The sequence below is a fragment of the Christiangramia gaetbulicola genome, assembly GCF_003054225.1.
GTDB classification, from domain to species: Bacteria; Bacteroidota; Bacteroidia; order Flavobacteriales; family Flavobacteriaceae; genus Christiangramia; species Christiangramia gaetbulicola.
On sequence record NZ_QBKQ01000001.1, the window covers coordinates 643,410 to 669,374 of the forward strand.

Annotated in this window: 25 protein-coding genes and 1 tRNA gene; 18 read left to right on the top strand and 8 right to left on the bottom strand. The window is 39.6% G+C overall.

Annotated elements, in window-relative coordinates; all coding sequences use genetic code 11:
- Positions 1 to 34: 34 nt before the first annotated feature.
- Both ruvC and hemW read left to right on the top strand, forming a co-directional pair.
- On the top strand, positions 35 to 586 hold the full coding sequence (ruvC, locus tag C8P64_RS02855) for a crossover junction endodeoxyribonuclease RuvC (RefSeq protein ID WP_108171254.1): 552 nt from the start codon (positions 35 to 37) through the stop codon (positions 584 to 586).
- The gene (gene hemW, locus C8P64_RS02860; protein ID WP_108170541.1) at positions 586 to 1,710 is read left to right on the top strand and encodes a radical SAM family heme chaperone HemW; all 1,125 of its coding nucleotides are present in this window, start codon (positions 586 to 588) and stop codon (positions 1,708 to 1,710) included. Before ruvC ends, hemW begins: the two co-directional genes overlap by 1 nt.
- 65 nt (positions 1,711 to 1,775) lie before the next feature.
- Here hemW and C8P64_RS16450 read toward each other — a convergent pair whose 3' ends face one another.
- A complete protein-coding gene (locus C8P64_RS16450; RefSeq protein ID WP_156067601.1) occupies positions 1,776 to 1,925 on the bottom strand; it encodes a hypothetical protein in 150 nt (49 codons plus the stop codon).
- Between the two features lie 76 nt (positions 1,926 to 2,001).
- Between C8P64_RS16450 and C8P64_RS02865 the strand changes: the two genes are divergently transcribed.
- The 11 genes from C8P64_RS02865 to C8P64_RS02915 all read left to right on the top strand — a co-directional run bounded on the left by C8P64_RS02865 (position 2,002) and on the right by C8P64_RS02915 (position 11,913).
- Positions 2,002 to 2,751, top strand: a complete 750-nt coding sequence (locus tag C8P64_RS02865) for a cyclase family protein (protein ID WP_108170542.1) — start codon at positions 2,002 to 2,004, stop codon at positions 2,749 to 2,751.
- Entirely contained in the window at positions 2,751 to 3,101 is a 351-nt protein-coding gene (locus C8P64_RS02870) for a DUF4260 domain-containing protein (RefSeq protein ID WP_108170543.1), read from the top strand. The genes C8P64_RS02865 and C8P64_RS02870 overlap by 1 nt, the downstream gene beginning before the upstream one ends.
- 1 nt (position 3,102) lies before the next feature.
- Positions 3,103 to 3,720 carry a DUF4230 domain-containing protein gene (locus C8P64_RS02875; RefSeq protein ID WP_108170544.1) on the top strand — a complete coding sequence of 206 codons (618 nt, stop codon included), beginning with the start codon at positions 3,103 to 3,105 and terminating at the stop codon, positions 3,718 to 3,720.
- Between the two features lie 93 nt (positions 3,721 to 3,813).
- The gene (locus C8P64_RS02880; RefSeq protein ID WP_108170545.1) at positions 3,814 to 4,173 is read left to right on the top strand and encodes an MmcQ/YjbR family DNA-binding protein; all 360 of its coding nucleotides are present in this window, start codon (positions 3,814 to 3,816) and stop codon (positions 4,171 to 4,173) included.
- Positions 4,173 to 5,951 (top strand): MutS-related protein, encoded by a 1,779-nt coding sequence (locus C8P64_RS02885; protein ID WP_108170546.1) that lies wholly within the window; start codon positions 4,173 to 4,175, stop codon positions 5,949 to 5,951. The genes C8P64_RS02880 and C8P64_RS02885 overlap by 1 nt, the downstream gene beginning before the upstream one ends.
- Before the next feature lie 241 nt (positions 5,952 to 6,192).
- Entirely contained in the window at positions 6,193 to 6,477 is a 285-nt protein-coding gene (locus C8P64_RS02890) for a GIY-YIG nuclease family protein (RefSeq protein ID WP_108170547.1), read from the top strand.
- A gap of 83 nt (positions 6,478 to 6,560) precedes the next feature.
- On the top strand, positions 6,561 to 7,565 hold the full coding sequence (locus tag C8P64_RS02895; RefSeq protein WP_108170548.1) for a metal-dependent hydrolase: 1,005 nt from the start codon (positions 6,561 to 6,563) through the stop codon (positions 7,563 to 7,565).
- Between the two features lie 184 nt (positions 7,566 to 7,749).
- Positions 7,750 to 9,459 (top strand): DUF885 domain-containing protein, encoded by a 1,710-nt coding sequence (locus tag C8P64_RS02900; RefSeq protein ID WP_108170549.1) that lies wholly within the window; start codon positions 7,750 to 7,752, stop codon positions 9,457 to 9,459.
- A 306-nt stretch (positions 9,460 to 9,765) separates the two neighbouring features.
- On the top strand, positions 9,766 to 10,344 hold the full coding sequence (locus tag C8P64_RS02905) for a PhnA domain-containing protein (protein WP_108170550.1): 579 nt from the start codon (positions 9,766 to 9,768) through the stop codon (positions 10,342 to 10,344).
- A 237-nt stretch (positions 10,345 to 10,581) separates the two neighbouring features.
- Complete coding sequence (locus C8P64_RS02910) at positions 10,582 to 10,797, top strand: VF530 family protein (protein WP_108170551.1); 216 nt, start codon at positions 10,582 to 10,584, stop codon at positions 10,795 to 10,797.
- A 414-nt stretch (positions 10,798 to 11,211) separates the two neighbouring features.
- Positions 11,212 to 11,913, top strand: coding sequence for a hypothetical protein (locus tag C8P64_RS02915; RefSeq protein WP_146167170.1), 702 nt, complete (start codon positions 11,212 to 11,214; stop codon positions 11,911 to 11,913).
- 62 nt (positions 11,914 to 11,975) lie between these two features.
- Here the strand turns inward: C8P64_RS02915 and C8P64_RS02920 are convergent, their stop codons facing one another.
- Positions 11,976 to 14,054, bottom strand: a complete 2,079-nt coding sequence (locus C8P64_RS02920; RefSeq protein ID WP_108170553.1) for a dipeptidyl-peptidase 3 family protein — start codon at positions 14,052 to 14,054, stop codon at positions 11,976 to 11,978.
- A gap of 229 nt (positions 14,055 to 14,283) precedes the next feature.
- Positions 14,284 to 15,675 (bottom strand): dipeptidase, encoded by a 1,392-nt coding sequence (locus tag C8P64_RS02925; protein ID WP_108170554.1) that lies wholly within the window; start codon positions 15,673 to 15,675, stop codon positions 14,284 to 14,286.
- 304 nt (positions 15,676 to 15,979) lie between these two features.
- Here C8P64_RS02925 and C8P64_RS02930 point away from each other — a divergent pair.
- From C8P64_RS02930 to C8P64_RS02945, 3 genes are all read left to right on the top strand, one after another.
- Positions 15,980 to 16,061: transfer RNA gene (locus C8P64_RS02930), tRNA-Leu, on the top strand.
- Between the two features lie 530 nt (positions 16,062 to 16,591).
- Positions 16,592 to 17,140, top strand: coding sequence for an acyloxyacyl hydrolase (locus tag C8P64_RS02940; protein ID WP_108170556.1), 549 nt, complete (start codon positions 16,592 to 16,594; stop codon positions 17,138 to 17,140).
- Positions 17,141 to 17,313: 173 nt separating this feature from the next.
- Complete coding sequence (locus C8P64_RS02945; protein ID WP_146167171.1) at positions 17,314 to 18,936, top strand: hypothetical protein; 1,623 nt, start codon at positions 17,314 to 17,316, stop codon at positions 18,934 to 18,936.
- A gap of 126 nt (positions 18,937 to 19,062) precedes the next feature.
- Here the strand turns inward: C8P64_RS02945 and C8P64_RS02950 are convergent, their stop codons facing one another.
- From C8P64_RS02950 to C8P64_RS02970, 5 genes are all read right to left on the bottom strand, one after another.
- On the bottom strand, positions 19,063 to 20,163 hold the full coding sequence (locus C8P64_RS02950) for an alkene reductase (RefSeq protein ID WP_108171255.1): 1,101 nt from the start codon (positions 20,161 to 20,163) through the stop codon (positions 19,063 to 19,065).
- A 127-nt stretch (positions 20,164 to 20,290) separates the two neighbouring features.
- Positions 20,291 to 20,866 carry a carboxymuconolactone decarboxylase family protein gene (locus tag C8P64_RS02955; protein WP_108170558.1) on the bottom strand — a complete coding sequence of 192 codons (576 nt, stop codon included), beginning with the start codon at positions 20,864 to 20,866 and terminating at the stop codon, positions 20,291 to 20,293.
- A gap of 160 nt (positions 20,867 to 21,026) precedes the next feature.
- A complete protein-coding gene (locus C8P64_RS02960) occupies positions 21,027 to 22,232 on the bottom strand; it encodes an MFS transporter (protein WP_108170559.1) in 1,206 nt (401 codons plus the stop codon).
- Between the two features lie 90 nt (positions 22,233 to 22,322).
- Positions 22,323 to 22,730 carry a hypothetical protein gene (locus C8P64_RS02965; RefSeq protein WP_108170560.1) on the bottom strand — a complete coding sequence of 136 codons (408 nt, stop codon included), beginning with the start codon at positions 22,728 to 22,730 and terminating at the stop codon, positions 22,323 to 22,325.
- 10 nt (positions 22,731 to 22,740) lie between these two features.
- The gene (locus C8P64_RS02970; protein ID WP_108170561.1) at positions 22,741 to 23,376 is read right to left on the bottom strand and encodes a class I SAM-dependent DNA methyltransferase; all 636 of its coding nucleotides are present in this window, start codon (positions 23,374 to 23,376) and stop codon (positions 22,741 to 22,743) included.
- A 214-nt stretch (positions 23,377 to 23,590) separates the two neighbouring features.
- Here C8P64_RS02970 and C8P64_RS02975 point away from each other — a divergent pair, with 214 nt between their 5' ends.
- A complete protein-coding gene (locus tag C8P64_RS02975; RefSeq protein WP_108170562.1) occupies positions 23,591 to 24,061 on the top strand; it encodes a hypothetical protein in 471 nt (156 codons plus the stop codon).
- Positions 24,062 to 24,138: 77 nt separating this feature from the next.
- Entirely contained in the window at positions 24,139 to 25,917 is a 1,779-nt protein-coding gene (locus C8P64_RS02980; protein WP_108170563.1) for an adenylate/guanylate cyclase domain-containing protein, read from the top strand.
- Positions 25,918 to 25,965 lie beyond the last annotated feature (48 nt).

Here is a 25,965-nt window from a genome sequence, read left to right on the forward strand (position 1 = left end):
AATTTTTGTGAGCAAATCTTTGGAAAAATCAGTTTTGAAAGGCGAAAGGATCATTCTTGGCATCGACCCGGGAACTACTATTATGGGTTTCGGCCTCATCAAAGTGGAAAATAAAAAGATGAGTTTTATCCAGATGAATGAACTTCAACTGAGCAAATACAGTGATCACTATAAAAAGCTGAAACTGATCTTTGAACGCACTATTGAACTTATCGACACTTACCATCCTGATGAGATCGCCATTGAAGCTCCTTTCTTCGGAAAGAACGTTCAGTCTATGCTCAAACTGGGACGTGCGCAGGGGGTGGCTATGGCCGCCGGACTTTCAAGAGAAATTCCTATTACCGAATACCTACCTAAAAAGATCAAAATGGCCATTACCGGAAACGGGAATGCCAGTAAAGAACAGGTTGCAAAAATGTTGCAGAGTCAGCTGAATATTGGGAAGCTTCCCAAAAACCTGGATGCCACCGATGGCCTAGCTGCCGCGGTTTGTCATTTTTATAATTCCGGCAAGACCGAAATTGGAAAAAGCTATACAGGCTGGGATGCTTTTATCAAACAAAACCCTGATAAAGTCAAATAATGGCTGGGATATACATACATATTCCTTTTTGTAAGCAGGCGTGCCACTATTGTGATTTTCATTTTTCAACCTCAACAAAGAAGAAAACCGAGTTGGTGGAAATGCTCTGCAGGGAATTGGAACTTAGGAAGGACGAGATAGGACAGCAAATTAAAACCATCTATTTTGGTGGTGGAACCCCTTCCCTTTTAAATTCAGAAGAATTAGAACTTATCTTCAAAACGATATTTAAACATTTCAATGTTTCAGAAAATGCCGAGATCACGCTGGAGGCAAATCCCGATGATCTTTCAGAAGAAGTGATCAAAATGCTTGATGCATCTCCTGTGAATCGATTAAGTATTGGAGTTCAGTCATTTTTTGAAGCGGATCTTAAATTGATGAACCGGGCTCATAATTCTGAGGAAGCATTGAGTTCCCTGAAAATAGCGAAGCAGTATTTTGATAATATAAGCATCGACCTTATTTACGGGATTCCCGGGCAATCCAATGAACAATGGATAGAGAATTTAGACAAAGCCCTTGAGCTTGATATTCCACATATTTCAAGTTACGCGCTCACCGTAGAACCAAAAACCGCTCTTGAAAAATTCATAGAAAAAGGAAAAGTAAAACCGGTTGAAGATGAAACCTACCGGGAGCAATTCGATATTCTGGTAAACAAGCTCACCAAAAACGGGTTTGAGCATTATGAATTCTCGAATTACGGAAAACCGGGTTATCATTCTCAAAACAACATGGCTTACTGGCTGGGAAAACCTTACCTGGGAATTGGCCCATCAGCACATTCTTATGATGGCACTTCCAGAAGATGGAACATCAGTAATAATATGCTGTATACAAAAGCCATTGAATCCGGAAATCTACCTCAGCAAACCGAAAAGCTTTCTATCACCGATTCCTATAACGAATATGTAATGACCAGGCTGCGAACCAAATTTGGTGTTTCCACAGATGATATTCAGCAGAAATTTGGAGAAAAATACCGTAATCATTTTTTAAAGGAGACCGGTAAATTTCTGGATGACGGACTCATGGAAAAGATCGAAAACACTTTTCATATTACCGCCAAAGGAAAATTCCTTAGTGACGGGATCGCCGCCGATCTTTTCTATATAGATTAATGACTTATCCAGTCGCAAAGCAAAAATTCAGTCCTTATTACACCGTCATATCCGTCACCCTGAATTTATTTCAGGGTCTCCTGAGATGCTGAAACAAGTTCAGCATGACGCACTGCTGTATACCAGTCATTACTATCAAGATATATCGGGAGTCTCAGGGCCTCATAAGATGCTGAAAATCCCGAAGCTTCGGGACAGCATGACGATTTTATCAAAATCGAGATAAATCTCAATTGTCCATTGTCAATTATCAACTAACAATACTACATTTGTTAGGACCAATCAAACAATATGTTAGCGAACATAAGCCATCAAGGAAATTCATATAAAATAGATTTCTCTCATCCACTGGATATTTCCATAAGTCTTCGCGGGGATAATAAGAATCCAATGGCCTGGTATTTAAAGCACCCGGAGATCGAACCTGTAATTGATGGTGATTTTATCGGGAAGGTAAGTAAGGGGTCTTCTGTGAATTTCAATAATATCTGGTTTAATCCACATGCTCATGCTACGCACACCGAATGTGTGGGCCACATTAGCAGCGAAACACATACTATTCAACAGCATCTGAAAACCTTCTTTTTCAAAGCTAAACTTATTTCGATTGAACCTCAGAAAAAAGGAACTGATCTCGTTTTCACTAAAGATCAGCTGCAAAAGAAACTAAAAGATTTTAATGCTGAAGCGCTTGTAGTGAGAACACTTCCGAATTATATCGGGAAGATCTCCAAAAATCACTCGCATACCAACTGGCCATATATTGAGGAAGATGCCATGACTTATATTCGTGAATTAGGTATTAAACATTTTTTGACCGATCAGCCTTCAGTCGACCGAGAAAAAGATGAAGGGAAGCTACTTGCTCATCGGGCCTTCTGGGATTATCCTAAGAACACCAGGTTTGATGCGACAATTACAGAATTGATCTATGTTCCGAATAAGATCGAAGACGGAGATTACTTCTTAAATCTTCAACCCGCTTCTTTTGAAAATGATGCCGCTCCCTGCAAGCCGGTATTGTATAAAATTATTGAGTGATGAAAACTACCTTAAAACTGGAAGAACTTGCCATGCTCCTTCTGGCAACCTGGGCGTTTGGCCTTCAGGACCTCAGCTGGTGGTGGTTCATTGGCCTGTTCTTCGTGCCAGATGTTGGAATGCTGGGCTACCTTTTTAATAATAAATGGGGCGCTTTTTTCTATAATATCTTTCACCATAAAGGCCTGGCGATTGTTATTGGCTTAACTGGATATTATCCTAAATTGCAGGAACTGGAAGTTGCCGGCATTATTCTGTTCGCGCATTCCAGCTTTGACCGCTTGCTTGGATACGGATTAAAGTTCGAAAAAGGCTTTAAATTTACACATCTGGGAGAAATAGGAAAATAATATGGAATTACTATTTATAGGACTGGCCGTTGGTGCCGTGGCAGCTTACTTCATTTTTGCAGCTTTTAATAAGGAACGCTCAAAATCAAAGACCAGTGAGCAATCTGTTGTTTTAATGGATAAGATCAAAAGTGTATGCAAATTCATTACCGTGGAAGGTGATTTTTCTGAGATCTATCATTATGAAAATCTGAAAGAAAAATATCTTAGTCTTATCCTTGGAAAGAAAAAAGCCATTGTCCTGGTAACCGCTAAAGCGCATGTAGGTTTCGACCTGAGTAAGATCAGGATGGATAGTGACAATGAGAATAAAAAGATCATCCTTACCAATTTTCCACAGCCAGAACTGTTAACTATTGAAACAGATTTCAAATATTACGACAAACGTGAAGGATGGGCAAACCCGTTTACAACTTCAGATCTAACCGATATTAACCGTGACGCGAAAAAGACCATTGTAGATAAGATCCCTCAAAGCGGACTGCTGGACAAAGCGAAAGCTGAAGCTTTGGATACTATTCTTCTCATGGAAAAGATCGTAGAAACCATTGGCTGGAAACTGGATTATACAGCTTTGACCATTGAAAATAACGAAAATAAAAAGATTGAAAACCAATAGAGATCCCTCGCCCGATTTCATCGGAATCGGAATGACAAAATTTTCCAATGTCATTTCGAACGCAGTGAGAAATCTCCTTGCAATAACGGGCCCATGAACATCGACACATTCAGAGATTATTGCCTGGCAAAAAAAGGAGTTACTGAGGGCCTTCCCTTTGGTCCAGATAATCTCGTTTTAAAGGTGATGGGCAAGATGTTTTCTATCGTTTCCCTGGACGAGGTGCCGCTTAGGGCAAATTTGAAATGTGATCCTGAACGGGCCATAGAGCTTCGGGAAGAATATGAAGACAATATTCTGCCGGGTTATCATATGAATAAGCAACACTGGAATACCTTGGTTCTGGACGGTCGGCTGGATCCAAAACTGGTTTTTGAATTGATCGACCATTCTTACGAACTTGTAGTTAACGGCCTCACCGCAAAGCTGAAAAAGGAACTTGAAGATTTATAATGACAAAAGCTGAAGAATTTTACTCCTCGCGACAGGCGAAATACTCCGAATTAAAAAAACAGATCTCCAGGAAATTAGCTTTTTCAAGCACCTTAAGGTTAATAGTCTTTCTGGCAATTTGCGCCTCAGTTTATTTTTTCTTTGGTAACATTAATATCCTATTGCCTCTTGTAATAGCTCTTATAGCTGTTTTCATATTTCTAATTTCCAGACATACAGATCTGAAAAAAGAAAGGGACAAGCTGGCGGCTTTGATCGATATTAATAAACTGGAACTTAGGATCCTTAAAACAAGAGATTTCTCTGACCTGCCTGACGGAAAGAAGTTTGAACCTGAGGATCACGAGTATGCCCGGGACATCGACCTTTTTGGCAGAAAATCATTCTTCCAGTTTCTAAATAGAACCGCTTTAAAAGAAGGAAAGGCCAGGCTCGCTAAAATTCTACTCGCGAATAAAACCGAGGATATTCTAAAGAAACAGGAAGCAATAAAAGAATTGGCTTCAAAAGCCGACTGGAGACAGAATTATTCTGCCACTGCTACCCTGGTAAAGACCGAAACCGATTCTAAATTCATCCTTAACTGGATACAGAATTACAAGAGTTTTGTGCCGAAATATATAAAATGGTTTCCGGCGGTATTTTCAATATTATCCATTGCCGTTCTGGCGCTATTCTATTTCGATATCATTGGCGGCTCTCAGGTGCTATTATGGTTTATCATTGGGATACTTATTTCCGGAGTTTTTCTGAAAAAAATCAATGACCTGTCTGGAACTGTAAGCAAGGTGCAGGATACTTTTCAGCAATATCACCAGTTACTCGATTTCTTAGAAACTGAAGAATTCGAATCAGGATTAATGCAAGAAGTAAAGAATTCTATTACTTCAGAATCTAAAAAAGCTTCCGTCATTCTAAAGGAATTTTCCCGGGCCATAGATGCGTTGGACCAACGAAACAATTTCCTTTTCGGGATCTTCGCTAACGGATTCTTCCTCTGGGATCTTAGGCAGTGCTATAGATTGGAAAAATGGATTCAGCATCATCATACCGCCGTGGAACATTGGTTTGAAGCTGTAGAAAGGACCGATGCTTACAACAGCCTGGGGAATTTCAGTTTTAACCACGAGTCATATCATTTTCCTGAAATTCTGAAAAAAGGAGAAGGTATTACCGCCAGAAATTTAGGCCATCCATTATTACATCCACAAAAGCGCGTTAATAATGATTTCAGGATCGATGGTGAACAGTTCTTTATTATTACCGGTGCGAATATGGCCGGGAAAAGTACATTCCTGCGAACGGTCGCCCTGCAGATCTTGATGGCAAATATCGGTCTTCCGGTTTGTGCGGAATCCTGCAGCTATGCTCCTACCAAACTTATCACCAGTATGCGTACCAGCGATTCCCTGGGCGATGACGAATCTTATTTCTTTTCAGAATTAAAAAGGCTGAAATTTATCGTGGATAAGATACATACCGAAGATTATTTCATCATTCTGGATGAGATCCTGAAAGGAACCAACAGTACCGATAAAGCGATAGGGTCAAGGAAATTTGTGCAGCGCCTGGTAGGCACTAATTCCACCGGGATCATTGCGACGCATGATCTGAGCTTATGTGAGATAAGCCAGGAATTAGAGCAGGTGAAGAACTTCTATTTTGATGCTGAAATTGTGAATAATGAACTTCACTTTGATTATCATTTAAAAGATGGTGTTTGCCAGAATATGAATGCTTCCTTTTTACTGAGGAAGATGAAGATCGTGGAAGATTAAGTTAATTAAACCTCACAGGTTTTTAAAACCAGTGAGGTCTGTTCGAAGATATAATGCGGTTAGAGTAGTCTCAACCTGAGATCGCTTCATTACATTCGCGATGACTTATGTCACATTGAGCGCAGTCGAAATGTGATATCATGATTAATGCTTCGACTCCGCTCAGCATGACGGTTTTTATTATTTTTCTTCTGAACCTAAACGTCACCCTGAACTTGTTTCAGGGTCTCTATCTTAATAAATGAAAACTAGTTATATCTACATACTATCAAACAAAAACCGATCTGTACTTTACATCGGAATAGCTAGTGAACTAATCAAAAGAATGACTGAGCATAAGAATAAAATAGGTTCAGACTTTTGCCGAAAATACAATCTTGAAGATTTACTCTATTTTGAAGAATTCACAGATATTAATAAAGCCATTGCTAGAGAAAAGCAATTAAAAAATTGGCATAAGGAATGGAAGTGGAATTTGATTAAAGAATCCAATCCAGACTTAAGAGATCTGTTTCCTGAATTATGAGATGCTGAAACAAGTTCAGCATGACGGTTTTTATTATTTAAACGTCATCCTGAAATAGTTTCAGGGCCTTATCTTTACCAAATATGGATTCAGTAACCCAGATCGTTTTAGGAGCAGCCGTTGGAGAAGCAGTGCTTGGCAAGAAAGTCGGTAAAAAAGCAATACTCTACGGAGCAATTGCCGGAACCATTCCAGATCTCGATACGCTGGTCGGTAACTTTTTTGATACCATCACGGCAATTGAAATTCATCGTGGCTTTTCCCATTCCATAGTTTTCGCGGTACTCTTTGCGCCCATTTTTGGCTGGATCATTTCAAAAATCGAATCTAATTCTGATGCTACCTGGAAGAACTGGTCATGGTTTATGTTCTGGGGCTTGCTCACGCATCCCTTACTTGATGCGCATACTACCTGGGGAACCCAGCTTTTCTGGCCTTTCGACCTGAGGCTTGCCTACAAGAATATCTTTGTAATAGATCCGCTTTACACCCTTCCGTTTCTGTTCTTTCTTATCATGGCCATGAGATTTAACCGGACAGATCCTAAAAGAAGAAAATATAACCGGCTTGGGCTCATTGTGAGCAGTATTTATTTGCTTGTGATCACTCCGGCGTTAAAACTCTATACCTTTCAGAAGTTTGAAGCCGCCCTGGAAGAGCAAAATATCACCTACGAAAGAATAGACACCAGGCCAACACCTCTAAATTCAATTTTATGGACGGCGAATATTGAAACTGAAGATGCTTTTCTTATCGGCAATTATTCAGTTTTTGATACGCAGCCAATAGATTTTTATAGCGTCCCAAAAAACTATGACCTGGCCGGCGAACTGGCTGATGATCCCAACCTGAACAGATTGATCCAGATAAGTGATGGCTGGTATACGTTTTCAGAAAATGATGGCGATCTCTATTTCAATGATCTCAGGTTTGGCAACATGGATATCGAAGACCCTGATTCCGACTTTATTTTCAGCTACAAATTAGCCAAAGAGCACGGAGAACTAACTGCCACCGAAACTGAAAAGGAAATGACCGATGCCAAAAACCTTCTTCCTAGACTTTGGGCACGCATTCTGGGAAATTGATCTATAAAAAGTTGCATTATCAATTTCGAGGACGTCATTCTGTCCCGAAGTTTCGGGAGTTTCAGAATCTCCGATTTCTGCCTATAACCGAAATTGAGACCCTGAAATAAATTCAGGGTGACGAAATAATAAGAATAAGAATCCAAAGAATTTACAATTCTTATATTTAGGGAAAATTCTATTTATGCGATTGCTTCCGGCACTTCTAGCCATTTTCATATTTTCTTCCACCTCTCTTTACGCTCAGAAAGATTCTTTAGCCCTAGAAAAGATCATTAATAAATTTCAGAAACACGAGCCTTTTAAACGCTCTGAATATCCACTTGGGCTCTATACTGAAGAGCATTACAAAAAAGAAGCTGAATTTGCTGAAAAACTACTGAAAGAAATAAAGGAACTGGATTATTCTCAACTTTCAGAATCTCAAAAAATATCTGCTGATCTCTTAAAATATGATCTGAAGAACACGGTAAAAACTTATGAATTCAAAGCTTATCTGAATCCGCTTTTGTCTGATTCCGGATTTCACCTCAGCCTGAATTATCAAATTCGTGACCTAAACAATTATGCGCAGGTCAGGGCCTATCTGAATAAACTAAATGCAATACCAGAGTATGTAGATCAGCATTTTAAATTATTGCGAGAAGGTTTGAAGGAAGGAATTACCCAGCCACTAATTATATTCGAAGGTTACGAGAATACCTATAATTCTCAGATCGTTGATAATTATAAGGACAGCTATTTCTATAAACCTTTTGAAAACCTGCCTTCCACTTTATCTGAAAAACAAAAAGATTCAGTTTTAAATGCTGCTGAACAAGCGATCAACAAAAATGTGATTCCTGAATTCAAACGCATCAAAAAATTCTTTGAAACCGAATATTATCCAAAAACAAAGACTGCTTTAGGAGTTTCAGAAATCCCGAACGGAGAAGAATATTATGATTACCTGCTGGAATATTATACCACTTTAGACCTCAGTGCCGATGAAGTTCATAATATCGGACTAGACGAGGTTCAAAGGATAAATACCGAAATGAAAAAGGTGATGGCCGAAACCGGTTTTAAAGGTTCTTTTTCTGAATTCTTTGACTTCCTGAGAACAGATGAACAATTCTATGCTGAAACCCCTGAGGAACTGCTCATGTTCGCCAGGGATATCGCTAAACGTATCGATGCGAAGTTACCGGCATATTTCACCAAACTTCCACGGAAACCTTACGGAGTCGAGGAAGTTCCTTCGGCAATCGCTCCTAAGTATACCACCGGAAGATATATTGGAGCTTCAGATGACACTCAGCCGGGATATTACTGGGTAAACACCTACGACCTGCCGAGCAGGCCAAAATATGTTTTACCCTCATTGACAGCGCACGAAGCCGTGCCGGGACATCATCTGCAGATCTCCTTAAACAATGAACTCGGAGAAGAGATCCCTGAATTCAGGAGGAGGTTTTATATCTCCGCTTTTGGTGAAGGCTGGGGATTATATTCGGAATTTCTGGCGGAAGAAATGGGAATTTATCGCAATCCTTACGAGGTCTTCGGAAAGCTGACTTACGAACAGTGGCGTGCCTGCCGACTGGTTGTTGATACCGGAATTCATGCAAAGGGTTGGACAAGAGACCAGGCTGTCGATTTTATGAAAAAGAATACTGCGCTTTCCATTCACGAGATCAATACCGAAGTAGACCGTTATATTTCCTGGCCGGGACAGGCTGTTTCATACAAGATCGGGGAGCTAAAGATCCGTGAACTGCGAAAGAAAGCGGAAGAGGCTTTAGGAGCTGATTTCGATATCAGGAAATTTCATGAAGTCATCCTGGAAGAAGGGGTTGTGACCTTACCAATTCTCGAAAAAAGGGTGATGGAGTATATTCATTCCAAAAGCTAGTTTCAACTGAACGGATTTATAATTCCTTTTTCGGAGAATAGGTCCTGAAATTTTCGAGATCCAGGATGGACGATTTTTTTATCGTCTATCCGCGAAAATTTCAGAACGGTTTTTGGCATTTCTGCCAAAAAATTCCTTGAAAAAGGCGTCCTTTTCTTTGCTTCGTTTCTTTTGGACGAGCAAAAGAAATGAAGGGGAGATAAAACAAATCTTATTCCTTGAGACTATCTCAAACCAATATAAATTAATGATTTGGACCACTTGAACTTTGAGTTTAAACTATCTTTGCAGCCAAATTCAGAAAAAATGACCTTAGAACAAAGCCTAAAACAGCGCAGTGATTCATCCTGTGAACTCTGCGGAAACAAAGAAACCCTTAAAGTTTACGAGATACCGAATTCTCCTGAACAGGTACTTCTAAAGGAAATTCTTATTTGTGATATCTGCCACACCCAGGTAGAAGATCCAGAAAAAACCGAACCTAACCATTGGCGTTGTTTAAATGATTCTATGTGGAGCACTGTGCCCGCGGTGCAGGTGATGGCCTGGAGAATGCTCAATAGATTGAGATCTGAAGGCTGGCCGCAAGACCTTCTGGATATGATGTATATGGAAGAGGAGGTAAAGGAATGGGCAAAAGCTGGAATTCAGAAAGGAGATGCTGAAAATTCAATTATTCATAAAGACAGCAACGGGGCGATCATAGAAGCCGGAGATACCGTTGTTCTAACCAAGGACCTTAATGTAAAAGGTTCTAGTTTAACCGCAAAAAGGGGAACTGCAGTAAGAAGGGTATCACTGGTTCATGATAATGCCGAACAGATCGAAGGCAAGGTAGAAGGACAGCAGATCGTTATCCTTACCAAATTTGTCAAAAAAGTATAGTTTCAATAGAGAATTTAAAATGGTTAATTGACAATTTTCTATCTCTAAACCAACAGAGACTTTTTTATGTCATTTCGAAGAATTGAAACGACTGAGAAATCTAACTTCAAAGAGATTTATCTCTTTGATCGAAATGACAATTAAAACGTCACTACGATGGATTGAATAGACCGAAGCATTCTCAAATACCAAGATGAGATTCCTTCGGCTTTGCCTCGGAATGACAAAAAAGAAAATATGGAAAAACAACCAAACAATCCGCTTCACGGAGTAAAGCTGGCTACTATCATGGAAAAGCTGCATGCTCATTATGGATGGGATGGCCTTGCCGATCGCATCAATATCAATTGCTTTAAAAGTAATCCTACGATAAAATCCAGCCTGAAATTCTTAAGAAGAACACCCTGGGCGAGGGAAAAAGTGGAAAGACTTTATTTGAAAACTAATTTTTAAGATAGTGTCATTTCGAAGAAGCGAAGCGAATGAGAAATCTCTTTTGAACAAATTTCTCACGTTGGTCGAAATGACAAACTGATACTGAAACTTCCAAAGCTTCAGGACGGAATGACGAAATCTTTAAATTAAATTATTCCAGCAGAAACAACATTGAGTATTCAATTTAAAATTCACCTTAAAGAAATGAGACTTTAATCACAATTGCTTAATTTACAGTAATTTATCGTATTTTTGTGTAGAAATAAAATTTACAATAAAACTGGGATCTTAATAACTCAAGGACTTCATTAATAAATGCATTTTACAAGGTAACTGCTCTTAGTTTTTAGAAAATTATATCTTATTCTTGCTTTTTGAATCCCATTATCCTGACCTGCCTGTGGTAAACCTTTAACCATTAAAACAGGAGTCATGAAATCAAACAAAATTTTAATTTTCATCGCTATGATTCTATTCATAGGATGCGAAAATCCGGAACCCTTGGAAGAAATCGAAGTTCTAGGGATCAAAGACGCCGATAACAGAGAGCTATCTATTGCCATGAATGAGTTTCTAAAAAGTCCAATATTTTTAGAGGGCCTTGAAAGCAATCGTAAAAGCAATAAAATGTCGGAAAATAGTAAGGGCGCATTCTTCGTACAACAAGGAGTTTTCGGATTCTTCCCACATTATTTCGAAACCGGGGTGGTTGTAGTCGCCGTATTCTTTAGACCCGGAGATTACAAGATCATGCCCAACGGGCTTGCCGAATTCAACCTGTATACTGAAAATCCATTTGTAATTTATATAGATGATGCAGAAGGAATAAGCTTAACTGCCAACGAATGTATAGAAAGAAATAGTAGCTACAGCGTTAAATATAAAGGTCAGGTTCTAATTGAGGAAACCCCATTTGGAATAAACTATCGCGCTGTACTTCCCTTAAAAACAGCTTATTTGGCCAAAGGAAGAAATATGCTGGTAAATGATGCGGAAGAATACGATGAGGAAAATGACCTGGTAACCTGCCGCGAAGAAAATGTAACCGAAAGGAATTTTGATTTTACCTATATCGAAAGATTAAACAACGAAGGTAACGCGACTGAAACTTCTTTAAATATCCGCTTCAAATAAAAGGCCAATCCAAAAAAAAGCCCGGCAATGGCCGGGCTTTATAATTTCAGAAGAACGAAATATTACATTTCAGCTGCCTCAACAGCTTCTTCTTTTTTCGCTTCTTTCTTTTCAGTTAAGAAGCTATGATTTTTGGAATAATCCATCATTTGCTTTTCAAAAGATTCCGGCTGAGTCACTTTAATTGCAGTGATCTCACCGTTCTCATCCATTTCAGGAACCAGTACCGGATTGATGAATCCGCTGTATGGAGCCGACTTGAATTTCGTGTTTCTGTCAAGCACTTCTTTATGAAGGTCCTGATCTACTTTCACTCCGTAGTTCTCTACAAGATTTTTGGCAGCTTCGTAATCACCTTCAGATTTAATTCTCTGAGTCTCTCTTAACAACTCTCCAAAAAGCTCACGAAGTTTAGCGTAATCTTTAATGTCGTAATATGTCTTTCCGTCTTTTTCAACTTTTTCGATCACACCTTCTTCTTTACCCTTTTCGAAAACCCAGGCACTCACCCACTGGCGGTTTCTCATATGAGCTTCTTCAACATCGTCTCCAAGCTCCAGTCTCACCAACTGAGTTACCAGTCCGTTACGGATATAATCGTTATAAGCGGCTTTTCCAAGCTCTTCATAGTTATCTGTAAGGCCAAGCTCCTGAAGTTTAGGATCCATCAAATAGTAAAGCCCTACAAGATCTGCACGACCTTCTTCCAGCGTTGAAGCATAGCTCTTCAATGTTTCCTTGGTTTCACCTACTCCAGGATTCATTTGTCCTGAAGCATGACCAACTACCTCATGAAGGGCTGTATGCAATTTATCTGCCTGGTTGCCATATTTTTCAGAAAGAGCGATCTCTTCTTCATCATATGCAAATTCCTTCAGCTTATCTGTTCCGCCTGCACTTTCGTAAGCATGGATAATATTTCCAAGGGAAACAGACTTACTACCGTGAGCTTTTCTAATCCAGCTTGAGTTTGGAAGGTTCACCCCGATTGGTGTACTTGGAGAAGCATCTCCTGCCTCACCGGCAACGATCACCGTCTTATAAGTTACACCTACTACAGAATCCTTCTTATGCTCATCCATGATTGGTGAGTTATCCTCGAACCACTGGACGTTCTTTTCTACCACGCTCATTTTCTCAGACATATCAAAATCCTTGATCTGGATAATGCTCTCGTAAGAACCCGTATATCCTTTTGGATCATTATAAACCTCAATAAATGAGTTGATATAATCGATATTTCCTTCGGTAGCTTCAACCCAGGCCACGTTATAATCGTCCCAGGTTTGAAGATCACCGGTCTTATAATATTCGATCAACAGACCTAAAGCATTTGCCTGCTTTTCATTTTCGGCTACTCCTTTAGCTTTCTCCAGCCAGTTTACGATCTCATCGATAGCATCTCCATATAGTCCGCCGCTTTTATAAACTTTCTCAACCAGTTTTCCGTTTTCCTTAACCAGCTTAGTATTGATCCCGAAAGCAAGTGGTTTTTCCGGATTTGGAGATTTCTTGTTAGCATAATAGGCATCTACCTCAGCAGCAGTTATCCCCTCACCATACATGTTCACGGCAGAACCTTCAATAAGGCCATCTGCTTCATTCAGGTTTACTTTCTTAGCATCCTTATCGTTGAAGATCACTTCATAAGCTTCACCCGTAAGATCGGTATTTGTTTCTTTCAGTAGAGTATCAAAATATTCTTTGCTGAAACCCGGTTTCAATTTAGCATTTGAATAGTGATGGTGAATACCATTGCTGAACCAAACTCTTTTCAGGTAAGTTTCGAAAGCTTTCCAATCTTCAGAAGATGTATCGCCTTCATAATTCGCATAAATACTCTCTAAAGCCTCACGGATCTTCAGGTTATGACGATAGTTCTGATCCCAGATAATATCACGCCCGGCAAGTCCTGCCTGAGTTAAATAATAAACAAGTTTTTGCTCTTTTAAGCTTAGGTTTTCCCATCCCGGGATCTGATAACGCAGGATCTTAAGATCTGCAAATTCATCGGCTTTAAAATTGAAATCTTCCTGTGAAGTTTTTTCTGTCTGAGCCAGGTCTGAATCTTTCTTATCCTCTTTACAGGATACAAAAGTCAGCGCGGTTGCCAACAAACAGGTACTTAATATTTTGTTCATGTTGTTAAAAAATTTGAGGCGCTAAGATAACAAAACGGGGAATCAAATTTTAAAAAATCTGATTCCCCGGTATTTATAAAAAAAATCCTTTTAGTAGATCCTGAAACTCCCGAGGCTTAGGGACAGGGTGACGCGCTGCATTTTTAGTTTATCGTCAAGCTGAACTAGTTTCAGCTTCTCAATTTAAAGACCCTGAAACAAGTTCAGGGTGACGCCTCCACAGGTAAAACTATTTTTTACTCATTTCAGTAAAATGCTTGTAAAACCATGGAATGGTTTCTATTCCCTTCAAATAATTCCAGATCCCAAAGTGTTCATTTGGTGAATGTATAGCATCTGTATCCAAACCAAAGCCCATTAAAATGATCTTACTATCAAGTTCTTTTTCAAAAAGCGAAACAATTGGGATACTTCCTCCACTTCTTTGAGGAATTGGTGTTTTTCCAAAAGTTTCCTCGTAAGCCGCACTCGCCGCCTGATATCCTACGGTATCAATTGGAGTCACATACGGGTAACCTCCGTGATGAGGCTTAACTTCAACTTTTACTGAATCTGGCGCAAGACTTTCAAAATGCTTTTTGAATAATTCTGTGATCTCTTTCCAGTCCTGATCTGGCACCAGTCGCATGGAGATCTTTGCATAAGCCTTAGATGGAAGCACTGTTTTGGCACCTTCGCCAATATATCCACCCCACATACCATTTACATCCAGGGTTGGTCTAATAGAACCTCTTTCCAGGGTAGAATAGCCTTTTTCCCCATGGACATCTTTAATGTCCAGCTTCTCTTTATACTCTTCTAAACTGAAAGGTGCTTCCGCCATTTTTGATCTTTCCTCATCGCTTAGATTTTGGACTTTATCATAAAATCCAGGAATAGTGATGTGGTTATTCTCATCGGTAAGGGAAGCGATCATCTGACTTAAAATATTCAAAGGATTGGCCACGGCGCCACCATATAATCCTGAATGCAGATCACGGTTTGCCCCGGTAACTTCAACTTCCACATAAGATAACCCACGGAGGCCGGTGGTAATAGACGGAGTATCTTTAGAGATCATTCCGGTATCTGAGATAAGAATAACATCATTCTGAAGCTTATCTTTATTCTCCTTGATCCACCAGTCCAGGTGTTCACTACCAACTTCCTCCTCACCCTCGATCATGAACTTCACGTTACAAGGCAGTTCATTATTCTGGGTCATATATTCCATAGCCTTCACATGCATATACATCTGGCCCTTGTCGTCACAGGAGCCTCTGGCAAAAATAGCACCCTCGGGATGTATCTTGGTTTCCTTGATCACCGGTTCAAAAGGCGGCGAATCCCAAAGATCTAATGGATCTGGCGGCTGAACATCATAATGTCCATAGACCAGCACCGTTGGTAAATTCTTATCGATAATTTTTTCAGCATAAACTACAGGGTGACCCGGAGTGGGAGAAACCTCGGCAAGATCACAACCGGCTTCCAAAAGTCTCACTTTTACCGCATCGGCTGCTTTTAGCATATCCCCTTTATAAGCGGGATCGGCTGAAATTGAAGGTATCTTCAACAACTCCTTTAATTCCTCTATAAACCTGTCTTTATTCTTTTCTAAATAATCCTTTATTGAATCCATTTATATTTTTTCAAGTTTGCGTAAAGTTAATAAGAACCTTTCGGAAATCTATAGCCGGTAACACTCCTCTTTTCTTAAGACTGCTATAAAATTTAAAATTTTTTCAGAAAAAACTCATAAAGACTAATTTCTGAAAATCAGCAACTTAAAATAAGCCAGCAGGAGCGCACAAAAATTTGGTCAAAATTTTTTCAATATTTTCTTCCAACACTATTTGAAATTTAAAAAGTATAATTATATTTGCACCCGCTTAGGTAATTAAGCAGGTAACACAACGAGTCCTAAGTGTTGTGAAACTTAAAATGCGGGCGTGGTGGAATTGGTAGACACGCTAGACTTAGGATCTAGTGCCGCGAGGTGTGAAGGTTCGAGTCCTTTCGCCCGCACCGAGAAAAAGCTTCAGAGAAATCTGGAGCTTTTTTTATTTACGCTATTCTCAAAATTAAAAATCAAACAGGTGTGGAAGTTCCCCCGAAGCGTCGGGGCTATCGCCCGCACCGAGAAAAAGCTTCAGAGAAATCTGGAGCTTTTTTTATTTACGCTATTCTCAAAATTAAAAATCAAACAGGTGTGGAAGTTCCCCCGAAGCGTCGGGGCTATCGCCCGCACCGAGAAAAAGCTTCAGAGAAATCTGGAGCTTTTTTTATTTTAAATCATTTTGATCTCTGATAGTCCTCTCTTCCTTTTCCGGGAAATATTTAAAATCATGCATCAATTTTAGAAGGAAATACACTCACCGGAATTCGCCTATATGGATTTATAGAATAAGGGAGAAATATTCCTAGTAAATTCCCCAATCTATTTATTTTTGAGCTAAAACCCTTTGAAAACCCCAGTATTGAATTACCCTAAGCTCTTACGAACAAAACCACAGAGTAGGAAATGGCACATTTTCATATTGATTCAATATATTTTCTTGTCTATTATATATTCCCAGGAAAATGAAAAGACCAATAAAATTTCTGTAGGTTTTAATTACGGGCAGGCGTCTCAAAACATGCCTCCATTCGATAATCCTAAATATCTCTACGATAATGAGTTTTATAAAATTCAGGTAAATTATTTGTTATCGAAAAAGAAAAAGTTCAGCTATGAACTTGATTTCGAATCCGGGATATTTTATTCAGACTTTCAATATTTAAACACCCAAAAAACACCGGTAGAATTATCCTTCCAGGAATATGTGGTAAATGTTGGAGGCAGAATCAGGTATGAGATAGTAAACAATTTCAGCTCCTATATCATTGGCTTTACCGGCCCAATGTATTCTGAACAACTTACCAACAGGCTAAAAGACGGGTTTGCATTTTCCAATGTAGTTGGTCTTGGGTTTTCCTATAGAATAACCAATGTGTCCTTCGATATGCGCTCTACCATAAGACATAATTCCAACGCAAATATTTCTATACCTAACAGTGGCCATAACAGTACTGGTATCGAAGCCGGTTTCATGATCCATTTATAATCCTGATTCTAATCTAAAAGACATAAAACCAATTAAAAAATCAGGGTTTTCACCTAGTTCTAATCAGATATCTAAACTCTAATTTTAGACTTAGCTACTTGTGCTTAAGTTTTTACGATCCCCCGATCTTCCAGGAAGCAGAAACAACCATTCTATTATAAAACCAATAAACAATGAAAAATTTCCAATCAGTGCTGATGTGGGTATTCCTCTCTGCCACATTATTTTCGGCCTGCAGTAAAGATGAAAACGAAGCACCAGAACTAAGCCAAAGCAAGGAATTAATTGATCTTTCCCTAAACATTAATGTCCTTGGCCTGGAAAACAATCCTACCTCAAGACAACAGGAAAATGAATTACCAGATTGCGTAGAAACCACTCCGTATTATATCGAAATCGTAATCAAGCAGGGAGACAGAGATGTTGTTGGTTCTGCAGATTTACCTTTTCGTATAGATCTGGCTCCCGGGCAAATGTTCACTAAATATGTACCTGAAATGGCCATGCCGGCAGGATTGTATTTTCTTGATCATTGTGCGGTATATGATGAGGCTGGGACTTTAATGTGTCTTGCCCCTAAAGCAGGTAGCCCTCTAGGCGCCATGTCTGATGCTCCCATGCCTATGAGCATAAACCTCAGGGCCGGCAGCAAACCTTTTCCAGACGTTCCCGTTCTATGTTTTGATAATCGCGAGGTGAACGAATATGGCTATGTATTCTTTGATATCGAACCAACTGTCATCAGGAACTTCTGCTTTTTTGCCAACTATTGCGATGAGAATGGAAGGCATTTTCCTGCCAGGTATTCTGTAGATATCTCTATAGAGGGCAATACCATATATAGTGATATTATAAGCAACAATGGCGAATATGAAACTGATAAATATTTCGCCGATCCCGTTTGTGTGGACCTTCCTGATTTATCTGAATATGATGACGATGAAGAATACATAGACTACACCATTACTTTACTGGAGTGGGAAGGTGTATATGAGCTCGATGAAGAAATGGTGATCACCGGAAGTTTGAGCCGGGATGATATCGAAGACCATTTTGATGGAGACGATAATATTGAATACGAACATATTTTCTTCAATTGTGATGAGGAAGGCGATGGAGAAATTCCTGATGAGCTCCCTGATGTAAACGAAGCTGAATTTTCGAATCCAACCAATATCACCAATCCATATTACGGACCTCCGGCAGGTTATATTTATGAATACCAGGGATATGAACTTGAGGATGGAGAACTACCAGATGAAGCGTCTGAAGTTATCTATATTGAAAGACGTGCAGAGACCAGGGTCGTAATGGGAATTAACAGTATAATTCAACGTGATTATGTCATGGAAGATGGCGTGATCCTGGAAGATACCGATGACTGGCTGGCTCAGGATGACGATGGAAATCTCTGGTATATGGGTGAATTATCAAAAAACTATGATGAAGATGGTAATTTTATTGGCACTGAAGGTTCCTGGGAAGCCGGAGTAGACGGAGCTTTACCCGGTTACTGGCTGCCTGCAGATCCTTTCGTAGGACAGGTTTATTACCAGGAATGGTATGAAGGGGAAGCTGAAGATTATGCTGAAGTGATCGCTATTAATGAAACGGTAGAAACCGATCTGGGAATCTTTGAAAATGTTTTGGTGACCAAAGACATTAATCCTTTTGAAGAGGATGTTTACGAATTGAAATATTACGCTCCCGGAACCGGTTTTATTAAAGAAGAAAAATATGAAAATGGAGAGCTGGTCGAGGTTGTTTTCCTAACCGGGATCATAGTGATCGATTAAAGAATTTCAGGTTCATTTCAATAAATGAAAGTTATAAACAGGAATATAAAAGCCGGCCAAATGGCCGGCTTTTACTAATAAACTTACCTGAAAACTTGAAATTCTCAAGCGTCCTGGCAAATTCTATTATATAGTCTTGGCTACTGTTTCCTCTTTTTCAATAAAAGGATAATCGGTGTAACCTTTTTCTCCCGGAGTATAGAATGTATCATAATCTGGCTCATTCAGCTCCAGATCATTTTCAAACCTATAAACCAGATCTGGATTAGCTATAAATGACCTTCCGAAGGAAATCAGGTCGGCAGAGTCTTCCTGTATAGTATTCTCTGCTTTTTCCTTAGTGAAACCACCATTCAGCATTAAAGTGCCATCAAATCTCTCCCTGATCTTTTTAGGCAGATCGGTTTGAACTTCTGGAGATCCCAGGGTAGAATTATCTACCAAATGAATATAGGTTAGTCCCAGGTCGTTCAATTTATCGGTCAGGTAAAGGAATTGCTCTTCCATTTCTTCAAAGACTTCAGTGCCATTGAAAGTGCTGAAAGGTGATAATCTTATCCCTGTTCTTTCCTTTCCAATTTCGGCAGAGATCATTTCGGCAAGTTCCAGGGTGAAGCGGCTTCGGTTTTCAATACTTCCACCGTATTCGTCATCACGTTTATTTGTGGCCGTATTCAGGAACTGGTCTGCAAGATAGCCGTTTGCGGAATGTATCTCTACCCCATCAAAACCAACCTTCATCGCATTCTTAGCGGCAGTTAAGAACTCCTGCTGGGCCTGCTTAATATCTTCAAGATTCATAACTTCTGGTACTGGATAAGGTTGCGGACCATGTTGATCTGTATACATTTCTCCATCCAGGGCTACCGCCGAAGGAGCGATGATCCTGGCATCCTTTTCCATATTATATTCATGAGAAACCCGGCCGGTATGCATGATCTGTAGAAAGATCCTTGATCCATTATCGTGAACCGCATCAACGATCTTTTTCCAGCCTTCAAGTTGTTCTTCAGAAAAAATACCAGGAATCCTGGCGTATCCAAGTCCGTTGGCCGAGGGTGCGGTTCCTTCAGAAATGATCAATCCGGCTCCAGACCGCTGCACGTAATACTCGAGCATAAGATCATTGGGAATATTATCCGTAGCTCTGGCGCGGGTTAGCGGAGCCATTACCATTCGGTTTTCCAGTTCTAATTCTCCTAATTTATAGGTATCTAATAATTTCATAAATGATTCTTTTTTGATTCTGACCAATAATGAGCTGGATTTTCAAAAATCAACCCATCTTAGTCAAATTTGATTATTGGGCCGGAATAGTTCTATTCCAGCCTTTCGTTGTTGATTCCAAAAATTTCTATGCTTTTTCCAGTTTTCTTCCTGCAAAAGCATCATCAATTTCGGTATGAAAAATATGGTTTGAATAATTACTGATAGTCTTTACAGACTGTGCCAGGATGATCCCGAGAATGTGAACCTCTTCGTATCCAGCATCAAGGAATCTTTTCGCCTGCTCGGGAGTTGGATTCCCCCTGCTTTCATTCAATATTTTAGTAAACTCAGAAAGCGCTTTCATTTTAGCGTCTGGTATTTCTTTGCCTTCTCTAATAGCATTAGTAACCTCTTCAGGGGTTTTAGACATATTATCTGCAATAAAACTATGCGCGGCCGTACAATAGCCACAGCCATTATCTATGCTAAGAGTTAGAAATACGACCTCCTGCTCTGCCGGAGAAAAACCACTTTGCTGCCGGAAATGTTTGTAACCAAGATCATAAGTATCCTGAAGTCCCGGGAGATTCACCATGTTCTTATACATATTCGGGATCATCCCATTGGCTTTCTTCGCTCTTTCCAGGATCTGTTTCTGTTCCTCATTTGCATTATCCAGTTCTACGGGCTTAAGGCCTATTTCATAAGTTCTATCAGACATAAATCAATATTTTTTTAAGTGACTGGAGGTTTAGACGACCGCAGATGGGATGAATTACTCACTTAACAAAAGTTTATCTATTGTAGAACCTCATCAAACAGCTGAAAAAGGTTTCCCACAAATTAAGAACCATTCAAATTTTCGAATAGGCTATTGTTGATTAAGCCACTTTAAGATTTCGTATTCTTTGCGCATTCAGGATAATAAGTCCGAGGATAATCGCGGTGACCAGCAAAATAGACTCAAAATCTATCCCTGCATCCATAAAAGTTCCAAAGACAAGTGGCCCCAGGGCGGTACTTAAAACCATGAACATGGTAAAAACACTTCTAATGGTTCCCAGTTTTTCGGTTCCGAAGACTTCAGCAAGAACTGCCGACTTCACTGTACCGGCCATTCCCACGCTTATTCCTGCTAGGATGAGAAAGGCCAACGCACCAAAGATACTATCAAAAAAAGCGAAAAGAAGAAGTCCCAGGGTAAATGGGATCAGGTAAAATCTGAATATCTTTTTCCCGGAGTATTTATCAACCAGTACTCCTCCATAAATTGAAAATACCACCCTCGTTAAGGCGTAGACGGTAAAAAAGCTGGCATATAGAGAAACTGACCAGCCTTTATCTTCCACCACCACATACTGGTAGAAAAAGACCGCGGTAATGGTAAAACTAAGCGCGAAGCTTACGGGCATCAGGATAAAAAAGGCTTTGGTCTTAAGGAGGTTCTTATATTCCTTCATGAGGGAAAGAGCTGAAGGCTTGGTCGCTAGTTCCAGGTCCTTATCAAAATGGGTGAGATCTGAAAAATACAACCTGAAAAGGTATAACAGCAAAAAAGCTGCACTTGCCAGTGCCGCCACTTCATAGTCATACCAGAGTATTAGAGAAGAGATGCAAATAGGAAATATCGCTTCCCCAATCGCATAGCCCAGGGAGGCAATACTTAAAGCTTTCCCGCGGTTCAGCTCATAATGTCTGGACATCACCGTAAGGCTGATGTGACTCATCAAACCCTGCCCGGTAAGCCTTAAACCAATAAGAGCCAGGATGAGAATCGCGATGCTTAAATGAGATATTCCCAGAAGAAAGGATGAAAATGCGAGACCGGCTACAGTGAGCGCGGTGATCTTTTTCACCGGTTTATGATCTACCAGGTGCCCTACAGACAGCATGATGACCGATGAAGTCACGGTCGCGATGGCGTAGATACTTCCGAAGAGACCATTGGAAATCGAGAAGCTTTCAAGGATTTCGGGAACATAGATAGAAATTAGAAAGGTCTGTCCAAAACTGGAAAGAAAGGTTAGCATCCAGCCAAATCCTACTTCCTTTGTATTCTTTCTGAAAAATTTTATGAGTCCGGCCAAAAAGCGATCTTTTAAAGGTTATCTAATATCCAACTTGCAAAAGTATAAATACAAACGAGATAAAGCCCGGGAGATAGCTTTATCTATTAGTTATTGGATCTCAAAAACCTTCTCCTTACTGAAAAGAGTTTTCCTGAATTCATCAGGCCTATTCTCATTTAATAGTTCGAGGCCACCTTTGATCTTCATCACTTCAGAAAAGTGTTCTTCACGGTTTTCATATTGTTCCTTATTGGCATAAGTGGTAATAAGAATAAAACTGAATGGATACTGCTCATCGGCCTCGGTTTCAAGTAATTTGAAGGAATCTATATAATCTTTTTCCTGTGCGATCTCTCTTAACTTCTTCCAGTTGTTCTTATAGAAATACAGGGCTTCTTCATGATTATTGTTCAGGACCTCAACAAAGTCCATGGTGGAGATCTTCAGATCATTCTGAGCATTCGATGAGGAAGCGAAACTCATGCTTAAAACTAAAACTAGGAAAATCTGCTTCATATTATAAAATTTAAATTTTGTTAGCGATGATAACAAGATCGTTTATACCCTCTGCATTATTAGGATTCTTCAGATAAAATTGATGCTGAATTTTAAAATGATACTTCTCCAGGGTTTGTTGAAGAAAGTCGATACTGTGATAATAAGTAAATAAAACATCTTCCCCATCTGAAGATGAAACCTCATGACCTGCATCTTTGCCTCCGGCGTCCATGCCGCTTAGATAAAGTGATCCTTCGTACTTCAGAAGTCCGGCGGTATTTTTTATGAAATCTGAAAGCTCTTTTTGATTTAAGTATGAAGAAATAAATCCCGCGATAACGGCATCATAAATTTCAGACAAACCATCTATTTTACGGCAATCCATGATCTTGAATTGAGCTTCAGGATTATTATTTCGAGCCAGAGCTATCATATTTTCTGAAATATCAATTCCCAGTATTTTCAATCTGGGACATCTATCTAAAAGATATTTCGAGATATTCCCCGGGCCACAGCCTGCATCGAGAATTTTCGCGTCATCCTTTTTCAAAATATCGATAAATGTATCCAATGTATCAGCGTACAACTCCAGGTTCATATACTTGTCCTGATAATTGCTGGCGTATTTATTGAAAATGAAACCTGGGTTGCTTTTCTTTTCCATTTCAGGTGGAAATTTTCAAGATTTTAAATTGAACACTTAGTTTACTGAAATTCAATTATTTAAATTAATTTTCTATCTTTAAGATCAAATATGACTTATACAGTAAATTTAATTTTTTTCGGGTGTAAGTCTAACAAACCCCCACTTCACTTTTCTGATTTACAGAATAATCACCAGAACCCTGCTTTTAACAACTAACTAAAACCAATTAATCATGAAATTAAAAGTTACATTTTTGATGCTGATCTTCAGCCTGGTCTTTACCAATTCAGATCTTATTGCGCAAAGAACCAATATTATTACCCTGGAAGTAGATACAGATAATGTTACTCAGGACAACATCGAAGAGACCTGCACATTCGGGGAACCCGCAAGTATGAGCATAAAGGATTTTACCTATGAGGTACAAAGAGGTGATGTTATTATTTGGCAAGGTAGACCTGCACAGCCAGGGAACGGACTGGTAAGAATCACCGAATTCAGGCATGATGGCGGAGTCGAACTACTTGGGAAAAGAAGGATTAGAGATACAGACAATACCGGGGTAGTTGTGGGAAGAGTCGTAGACGGACAAACCGGTGATGAAGAGATTTATTTTATCAAATTCGAAGTCAGGAAAAAGGGAAGCCAGGATTGGAACGAATACATCATAGATCCTAAACTCAAACTAATGCCCCAGGAATAATATTATATATGCGCAGCAGCTTTTTGCATAAATACCCTATAAATTACAGGATTTGTTTTTTCCTGCTGATTGCTCTTATGCAATACTCCTATGTTTGCAAGGCGCAGGATCAATCTATAGCAGACAGCCTGGAAATTATTTATAATTCCAGCCGTGAAGCAAGGAAAGATCTGGAAATTCTTAAAGGTCTTGCTAATAATTCCCTGGACCCCATTAAAAGGCTGAAGTTTTCTAATGAACTCATCGAGATCGCTAAAAACAAAGATTCGAAGAAATATTACTTCAATGGTTTACTGCAGAGAGGACATGCGCTTACCGCAAGAGGAGATTATAGCAAGGCTTTAGAAAGTTTTTTTAAGGCCGCTTCTTTAGCTGATTCAGACAAAGAACTTGGCCTCATAAAGGTTACCCTCGGGGATGTTTATTCTCTCACAAAAAATCATAACAGGGCCATTCAGTATTACAATGAAGGTATAGAGATCATAAGAAAGACTGGGGATGAAATCTCCCTGGGTTCTGCGCTTCTTAATACTGCAGACGAATATCTCAAGAACGATCAGGTGGAAAAGGCTATCTCCTATCTCAAGGAGGCTGAGGAGATATTCCTTGAAGAAGGATACGATTATGGACGGGCATATGTGGTGGGCACCCTGGGGCTGGCTTATGCAAAATTAGGCAGAAATGAGGAAGCAGAAGAAAATATTCAGTTTGCCATACAATACCTGGAAAAATATGAGGATTATTCTCCCATTTGTGAATTTCTCTCAGGTATGTCTGATATCTATGCGGAAAAAGGCAGGGATTCCACTGCGATCGAATTCGCTCTTTTAAGCCGTGACCTGGCCAAGGCTTATGGGTTTAAAAATGAGATAAGAGAGGCAAATTTAAGATTATCACAGATCTATGAGGACAGGGGAGATCTACCGGAGTCCTATAAATATTATAAAGAGTATATAGTCTATAAGGATAGTGTAATGAATGTTTCTACCGCCCAAAGTATGGCGGGCCTTAGAGCCGACTATGAAGTTGCACAGAAACAGGCCGAGGTAGACCTGCTTAATATACAACGTGAGAATCAAAAACTTGTAGTGATATCTATTGCGGTGGCTTCCTTCTTTATATGTTTGATCGCCTTTGGACTTTATCGTAGGAACAAGTTCATTAAGAGGACCAGTAATATTATCGAAAAAGAGAGAAATAGATCAGATAGGTTGCTATTGAACATTCTACCTGAAGAAACAGCAAAAGAGCTTAAAAAGAACGGTCGTGTAAAAGCGAAGAAATTTGAATCGGTAACTGTACTCTTCGCAGATTTTAAAAGGTTTACCCTGGTGGCAGAAAGATTACCCCCGGAAAGGCTTATCAAAACCATCGATTACTATTTTTCACAGTTCGACAGGATCATGGAAAAATATGGCATCGAAAAGATCAAAACCATTGGTGACAGCTATATGGCGGCCAGCGGCTTGCCTTTCCCCACAAAAGATCATGCTACCAAGATGCTGTTGGCTGCTTTCGAAATGACCCAGTTTGTAAAAGATACCAAGGAAAAATCACTATTTGATGACGCAGATTTTGAGGTTCGTATTGGTATCAATTCGGGGCCTGTCGTAGCCGGAGTGGTTGGGATCAAAAAGTTCGCTTATGATATCTGGGGTGATACGGTTAACATTGCCGCACGTATGGAATCACATTCTGAAATTAGAAAGATCAATATTTCTGAAAATACCTATGAGCTGGTAAAAGACGAATTTCAATGTGAATATCGCGGAGAAGTAGAAGTTAAAAACCAGAGGATCCTGAAAATGTATTTCGTGAATAATGTAAAAGAAGAACTCAACAAAAGAGCGGGCTAATAAAATCCCATACATATTACAGGTTCATCTATGTGATATTTTAATTTT